This window comes from Pseudomonas sp. NPDC090201 (genome assembly GCF_044746825.1).
GTDB lineage: Bacteria > Pseudomonadota > Gammaproteobacteria > Pseudomonadales > Pseudomonadaceae > Aquipseudomonas > Aquipseudomonas putida_AD.
Genome location: NZ_JBIVCX010000009.1, coordinates 184,214 through 190,613, shown reverse-complemented (window position 1 = coordinate 190,613; position 6,400 = coordinate 184,214). Strand labels below are relative to the sequence as shown.

At 59.5% G+C, this 6,400-nt stretch carries 5 protein-coding genes; 4 read left to right on the top strand and 1 reads right to left on the bottom strand.

The window, feature by feature from the left end; genetic code table 11:
• Nucleotides 1–312: 312 nt before the first annotated feature.
• The gene (gene rhtA / locus ACIPOO_RS21340; RefSeq protein WP_400609631.1) at nucleotides 313–1,197 is read left to right on the top strand and encodes a threonine/homoserine exporter RhtA; all 885 of its coding nucleotides are present in this window, start codon (nucleotides 313–315) and stop codon (nucleotides 1,195–1,197) included.
• 183 nt (nucleotides 1,198–1,380) lie between these two features.
• Nucleotides 1,381–1,668 carry a hypothetical protein gene (locus ACIPOO_RS21335; RefSeq protein WP_400609629.1) on the top strand — a complete coding sequence of 96 codons (288 nt, stop codon included), beginning with the start codon at nucleotides 1,381–1,383 and terminating at the stop codon, nucleotides 1,666–1,668.
• Between the two features lie 60 nt (nucleotides 1,669–1,728).
• Here ACIPOO_RS21335 and ACIPOO_RS21330 read toward each other — a convergent pair whose 3' ends face one another.
• Nucleotides 1,729–3,537: a M24 family metallopeptidase gene (locus tag ACIPOO_RS21330; RefSeq protein WP_400609627.1), complete on the bottom strand. Its 1,809-nt coding sequence runs from the start codon at nucleotides 3,535–3,537 to the stop codon at nucleotides 1,729–1,731.
• 882 nt (nucleotides 3,538–4,419) lie between these two features.
• Between ACIPOO_RS21330 and ACIPOO_RS21325 the strand changes: the two genes are divergently transcribed.
• The gene (locus ACIPOO_RS21325) at nucleotides 4,420–5,205 is read left to right on the top strand and encodes a hypothetical protein (RefSeq protein WP_400609625.1); all 786 of its coding nucleotides are present in this window, start codon (nucleotides 4,420–4,422) and stop codon (nucleotides 5,203–5,205) included.
• A 57-nt stretch (nucleotides 5,206–5,262) separates the two neighbouring features.
• On the top strand, nucleotides 5,263–6,384 hold the full coding sequence (locus ACIPOO_RS21320) for a DegT/DnrJ/EryC1/StrS aminotransferase family protein (protein WP_274136711.1): 1,122 nt from the start codon (nucleotides 5,263–5,265) through the stop codon (nucleotides 6,382–6,384).
• Nucleotides 6,385–6,400: the final 16 nt, after the last annotated feature.

Genomic DNA, 6,400 nt, shown 5'->3' with positions numbered 1-6,400 from the left:
GTCTCACGTCAGCGGGAGGCGAATTCTACAGCGTTACAACCTGCTGTCAACCACCTTTTTCACCGCTGCCGATTCAGTGACCTGAACCGAAGCACTTCCTCGCTATCCTGAACGTCTAACTCGTTGATATTCAAGGAGTTAGACGTTCCGACTGCGCCGGAAGTGGGGCGAATTATAGAGAGATTCGAGGGGGCGTCAACACTTAATTTCAACGACCTCCAAATCAACCATTAATGAGCATTATATTGCTCAATATTTCATTCTTCAGCAGAATGGCCCCCTTCCCTGCCTCTGACGGACCCTTCCTGAACAATGAACGCAAAACAACGCAGCCTGGCTTCGGTGATCCTCCCCGTAGGCATGCTGCTCGTCGCCATGATGTCGATCCAGAGCGGCGCCTCGCTGGCCAAGTCGCTGTTCCCCGCCGTAGGAGCCCAGGGCACCACTGCCCTGCGCCTGATTTTCGCCAGCATCCTGATGGTCTTGATCCTGCGCCCCTGGCGCACGACCTTCACCGCGAACTCACTACGCTCCGTGCTTATATATGGCATCGCCCTGGGCGGGATGAACTTCCTCTTCTATATGGCTATCCGCACCATCCCGCTGGGCATCGGCGTAGCGCTCGAGTTCACCGGCCCACTGGCCGTCGCCTTGCTGCACTCACGCAAGATCACCGATTTCATCTGGATCATTCTGGCGGTCATCGGCCTGGCGTTGCTGATCCCGATGGGGCAGACAGACGCCCTGGACCTCACCGGTGCCTTGTATGCCCTCGGCGCTGGTGTCTGTTGGGCTGCCTATATCCTGTTCGGCCAGAAGGCCGGCGCCGACCACGGCGTGCAGACCGCAGCGCTGGGGGTGGTCATCGCCGCAATCTTCATCGCCCCCTTCGGCGTGGCCCACGCTGGCGCAGCACTGCTGGACCCTGCACTGATCCCCATTGCCCTGGGTGTCGCCATCCTGTCGACCGCATTGCCTTATAGCCTGGAGATGATCGCCCTGACTCGAATGCCCGCACGCACTTTCGGGACATTGATGAGTATGGAACCGGCGATTGGCGCCCTGATGGGGCTGGTGTTTCTGCATGAGGCCCTGTCGCTGACGCAGTGGCTGGCCATCGGCGCAATCATCGTGGCGTCCATAGGTGCCACACTGACCACCACGCCGGAACCTGCGGCATTGGTGCCTGCGGATTGACGGGCATTTTTCCTTTCGTTACACGATGTCACTAGCATTTGTAACGCTGTTGCGCCATGTTTACATCCTGGCCCGTCTCTACCTCGTGGATACACCCGGACGGGCATGGCAGTCGGCTTCACGCAAGCTACGCGAATTCAAGCTAGAGACTGAGCGGGAAAGACCGGTCAGGTAAGGAAGTGAATGAAGTACATTTTAATAATACTGGCGATCGTGGCCATGACCGGATGCGCGGCCACCTCCAAGCCAGTCAAGAGTAAACGGGGCCTGCATATCAACTGCTCCGGCCTGTCGTCTTCCTGGGACAAGTGCTATCAGATGGCGACCGACTCCTGCGAGTCGCGCCAGTATCGCGTCATCGCCAGGTCGGGCGATGCAGCAGAAGACCCGAGCGAGTTTCCGCTGGGCCTCAATCCTGCCGGCTACACCAGCCGCAGCATGATCATCGTCTGCAAGAAGCCTCAGCCCTGATCTGTATACGCCATCCCTGCCCCGCCCCATAAGGCAGGTCAGGGTTGGCGCTAGTCGTTATCAGACAGCCGCCGTGCGCGTCTCCAGCCATTTCAGCGCCGCGCCTTCGACCAGCGGGCTCAAGCGCCGCTTGACCTCGGCGTGATACTCGTTGAGCCATTCACGCTCGTCCTGCGTCAACAAGCCGGTTTCCAGGCAACGGGTATCGATCGGGCACAGGGTCAGGGTTTCGAACTTGAGGAACTCGCCAAACTCGGTCTTGCCGGCTTCCTGGTTGATCACCAGGTTCTCGATGCGCACGCCCCACTGCCCAGGACGGTAAGTGCCCGGTTCGATGGAAGTGATCATCCCCGGTTGCATGGCCGTTTGCGGCGTGGCCGCTGCCTGATAGGCAATCACTTGCGGACCTTCGTGCACATTAAGGAAATAGCCCACGCCGTGGCCGGTGCCGTGACCATAGTTCACGCCTTCGGCCCAGATCGGCGCGCGGGCGATGGCGTCCAGCAGCGGCGACAGGATCCCGCGCGGGAAATGCGCACGTGACAGCGCAATCACGCCCTTGAGCACACGGGTGCAGTCACGCTTCTGTTCGGCAGTGGGCGTGCCCACCGGCACCATGCGCGTGATGTCGGTGGTGCCGCCCAGGTACTGACCACCCGAGTCGATCAGCAACAGACCATCGCCTTCGATCTGTGCGTGCTCTTCTTCGGTAGCTCGATAGTGTGGCATTGCGCCGTTGCCATTGAACCCGGCAATGGTGGCGAAACTCTGGGAAACATAGCCGGGACGGGTGGCGCGCGCCGCGCCGAGTTTTTCATCGATGGTCAGTTCGCTGACCGGTTCATGACCCAGTGCCGAATCCAGCCAGGCAAAGAATTCGCACAGCGCCGCGCCGTCCTGCTCCATGGCCTGGCGAATGTGCCGGGCGTCGGCCTCGCTTTTCTGCGATTTGAACAGCGTGGTCGGATTCAGCCCTTCGACCAGCGTCACCTCGCTGCTCAGGTAGTCGAGCAGGCCACAGGTGACCCGGGCCGGATCGACCAGCAATCGTGCATCCTTCGGCACTTCGCGCAACGCCGCACCGATGGCGGTGTACTCACGCAGGGTGATGCCTTCGGCCTCCAGGACGCTGCGCAGTTCGGCGCTGACTTTTTCGGATGCCACGAACAGGCTGACGCTGTCAGGCCCGATCAAGGCAAAGGAAATGAACACCGGGTTGTAGGAAACATCCTCACCCCGCAGGTTGAACAGCCAGGCGATGTCATCAAGGGTCGCCAGGAAGTGCCAATCGGCACCGCGCTCGGCCATCACGCCTCGCAATCGGGCCAGCTTCTCGCCGCGGGTCTGGGTGGCCTGAGGCGCGACATGTTCATAAATGGCCTGGGTCGGCAGCGCCGGGCGATCATTCCACAGCAGGGTCAGCGGATCGAGGTCGGTACGCAGGCGTGCGCCGCGTGCATAAAGGTTGCTGGCCAGGGTGCGCGAAGACGCCACCGCCAATACCGCACCGTCCACTGCCACGACCGAGTCGGCCTTAGCCTGATCGGCCAGCCACTCGAGTGGGCCCGCCTGGCCTGGCTGCAGCTTGACCAGCTCGATGCCGCTTCCTGCCAGTTCCTTGGTGGCCTGCTCCCAGTAACGGCTGTCTGCCCAGACACCGGCAAAGTCCTGGGTGACGATCAACGTCCCGACCGAACCGTGGAAACCTGACAACCATTGGCGGCCCTGCCAGTAACCCGGCAGGTACTCGGACAGATGAGGGTCGGCCGATGGCACCAGCCAGGCATCGATACCTTCGCGACTCATCAAGGCGCGCGCCTGCGCCAGGCGCTGGGCCACCACTCCACTGGTTTTCGACTGCGTATTCATTGGTTCTCCTGCTAAGCCGGTTTTTATGCACTGCACCGGGCAGATGATGGAGTACCGGCAGGGCCGGAGCAACCGTGCTCAGGTTTCTGTTGATGACGGCACCTGCCGGCACCCTGAACGTCACACTGTGCATGTATGGCCCGGCGCGAATTATCCAGCGGAAACAGAACATACATTCAAACGAATAGAGTCCACGTATTAAGTTGTCAGCATTCACTGACAACATTTATCGGCGCACACTTAACTTTCGCCACTTACCAACCAACTAACACGTTCGACATAAAGTTCAATTAATGAGCGCCAACATTTTGGAGACACAGCCGAATGCCCGACTTCTGGCGCTGGAAAAACGTCTTTTGCTCCCCCTGGCCCCTCTCAGCGGCGTTACAGATCAATGCCTGAAAAGCGTCAGCGCACCGAACGGGGGCACTGCTGGTTTTTTGACTGCGATATAAATCAATAGGTTACGACTCTATTCAATCCGTTTATCAAAAATTTAACAGAATGTTGGCGAAATCGTTTGACAGGGAAAGCGCCGCCGTCGATATATATGCGTGTCTAATGTTTTCCTGTTTCAGCACCGTAACCGCAGAGTTGCGCGCAGAAGACATTTCGACTTTTTTCATTCTGGTTCTGCCTACGAAGTTACTGAACACAACGGTGAGTTTCTTGCGCCGGTGGGCTTCTGTTGGCCGAAACAAAGTTTTTCAAATTGACTGAAAGTGCTCGGTTGGGCGGTAGCTTTGCCCAACGAAATGAAGAGCCTTGCACGTCACTGAAAGCGAAACGCGCGGCAGGATCTGCAGATTCGGGCGGTAGCGTGCCTGAGCCCTGAATGACGATCTGTCGTGCCCCTTCCACTCCTCAAGGGGGCGCAACGCAATGCCTTTATCTTTCGACATGGATGAGCAGCTGGTCCAACGCCTGGCTGACGAAATCGATACCAACGGCTTTGCAAAACTGAGCGACGCGGTCACTGCCCCCGATCTTGAGCAGTTGCGCGCCTGGACTGATAAACAGGCGCAAAGACACCAGGGCGAATACTTCGCCTATCACGGTGAAGCGATGCTCGGTGAAAGCCTGCTGGCCGACTACTGGAGCGATGTGCGCTTCAAGCACTTGCTGTCAGGGCTTTACAGGCACGCCGCACAGAAGGACGCCACCAGCGACCGGATCTTCCCTGTATTGCGTTGCGTGCAGGGCAATCAGGGCACTCGCGAATCCAATGCATTTCACTACGACGCAAGCCTGGTCACCGCACTTATTCCTGTGTTCATCCCTACCGAAGGTGAACAACGCGGCGATCTGATGCTGTTTCCCAATATTCGTCGGGTGCGCCATTGGGTGCTGTTCAACGTGATCGAGAAGGCGCTGCTGCAAAACAGGGTCACCCGCAACTGGATCATCAAGGGCATGCAGCGCCAGTGGCTCAAGCCTTACATCCTGCGCCTGGAGCCGGGCAACGTTTACTTCTTCTGGGGTTATCGCACGTTGCACGCCAACAAGAGCTGCAGCCCCGACGTCAAGCGCGCCACCGCGCTGTTTCACTTCGGTGACCCACACACAGGAAGCCTGGCCACCCGCCTGATCCTCAGGATCAACCAGGGCCGGGCAAGACGAATGAGCAACAAGGCCGGCAATCGCCCTTCCGCCTCACCCCGAGGCTGATCCAGGCCCACCGGCAGCGGCAAGCCCACAAGCATTGCGTCAGAAATGGAGATCACGATGATTAACGTAACCAAGACCTACCTGGGCGATATCGACAAGTTCAAGACGTATGTCGAAGGCATCTATGCGCGCGGCTGGCTGACCAACCACGGCCCGCTGGTGTGCGAACTGGAGCAGCGCCTCAAGGATTATCTGGGCGTCAAGCACGTGCTTCTGACCAACAATGGCACCCTGGCCCTGCAGGTCGCCTACCGTGCCCTGGGCCTGACCGGCAGCGCCGTGACCACGCCGTTCAGTTTCGTGGCCACCAGCAGCTCGCTGCAATGGGAAGGCATCCGCCCAATCTTCGCCGACATCGATGCCCAGACCTGGAACATCTCCCCGGAGCACATCGAAAGCCGCATCGTCTCCGACACCACCGCCATCGTCGGCACTCACGTGTTCGGCAACCCCTGCGCGGTCGAACGCATCGAAGAAATCGCCCGTCGGCGCAATCTGAAAGTCGTGTACGACGGCGCCCATGCCTTCGCGGCCCGCCATGCTGGCCAGTCGGTGCTCAACTTCGGTGACATCAGCACCTTGAGTTTCCACGCCACCAAGCTGTTCCACACCATCGAAGGCGGCGCGATCATCACCAATGACGACGAAATCGCCCGGCGGGTCTACCTGCTGTGCAACTTCGGCATTGCCGACGTAGACAAGATCGAAGGCATCGGCATCAACGCCAAGCTCAACGAATTCTCGGCGGCGATGGGCCTGTGCATCCTGGACGATATCGACAACATTCTGGCCCAGCGCGCCGAGATCGCCGAGCGCTACAACAGCGCCCTGGGCGATTACGTGCAACTGCAACAGCCGGAAAAAGACAGCCAGCTGAACAACAGCTACTACCCCATCGCCCTGCGCGACGAGCAGCAACTGCTCAACCTGCGCAGCGCGCTGAACACCAACGGCGTCAACCCGCGTCGCTACTTCTATCCGTCGCTGGACACCCTGGAATACCTGCAACCGCAGGCGGCCCAGACCGCTTCGCGCAGTCTGAGCGAGCGCGTGCTGTGCCTGCCGATCTATCCGGGCCTGTCCCGCGAAGACCAGGACCGGGTGATCCAGACCGTGATCGCCGAGTGCGGCCCCGCAAATGCCGCCTACACGACGCCTTCCCTGGCCCGCGTTATCTAGTCGAAACAGGACCTAC

Coding starts and splice junctions, on each gene's coding strand:
- ACIPOO_RS21325 (WP_400609625.1), top strand. CDS start 4,420: ATGCCTTTATCTTTCGACATGGATGAGCAGCTGGTCCAACGCCTGGCT.
- ACIPOO_RS21320 (WP_274136711.1), top strand. CDS start 5,263: ATGATTAACGTAACCAAGACCTACCTGGGCGATATCGACAAGTTCAAG.
- ACIPOO_RS21335 (WP_400609629.1), top strand. CDS start 1,381: ATGAAGTACATTTTAATAATACTGGCGATCGTGGCCATGACCGGATGC.
- ACIPOO_RS21330 (WP_400609627.1), bottom strand. CDS start 3,537: ATGAATACGCAGTCGAAAACCAGTGGAGTGGTGGCCCAGCGCCTGGCG.
- rhtA (WP_400609631.1), top strand. CDS start 313: ATGAACGCAAAACAACGCAGCCTGGCTTCGGTGATCCTCCCCGTAGGC.